Below are 689 nucleotides of genomic sequence, written 5' to 3' on the forward strand. Positions count from 1 at the left end.
ACGACATCCCCACCGGGGCCGTGGTGCAGCGAATTATCGATGCCGACACATCGCTATTAAGCGGCGTGCCCGCAGGGTGGGCAACGCCCAGCGGTGGTGGCAAGCACCTGATCTACGATTACGAGATGGATTCTCAGGGACGCACGACCCAGGAGCTGGGACCGTCACACACGGTTGACGTGTCGGGCACCGCAACCACGATCCGGCGAGCCGTTTGGACGGTCTACAAAGACCCCGAACATGAAACCTGGACCGCCAGTGGCTACGCGACCGGTAGCGGGCCGTCGTATACTTACACGCTGATCAACCCCGTCAGCATTCGGCAATCTGACCCGAGAGGGAACCGGATCGCTGAGATCACCGCCCGCCGGGGGACGACCGCCGGACGCTTGCAGCCGACCGACAGCTTTTCGCAGTCATCCTTCGAACGCTGGACGACCTGGCAATACACCGACTGCTGCCATCTCTCGTCGATGCGCATCTATCACACGATTCCCGCAAGCGGAATCGGGACTAGCGGAACCAACTACGACCAAACGACCTACGGCTACGACAGTCTGAAACGCCGCAATCGAGAGGTTTCCCCTGGGGGCACGATTACCCGCACGGTGTTTGATGTTCGTGATCAACCCATCGCCATCTACATTGGCACGGATGATACGGGAGCCACCGCAGCCGATCCAACCGGG

General features: G+C 61.0%; 1 protein-coding gene. It reads left to right on the forward strand.

The window, feature by feature from the left end; genetic code table 11:
* Positions 1–689 (forward strand): hypothetical protein (locus tag GE027_RS22945; protein WP_202617520.1); only part of this gene is annotated, 689 nt, incomplete at both ends.

Origin of the sequence: Roseimaritima sediminicola (genome assembly GCF_009618275.1) — a bacterium.
GTDB lineage: Bacteria > Planctomycetota > Planctomycetia > Pirellulales > Pirellulaceae > Roseimaritima > Roseimaritima sediminicola.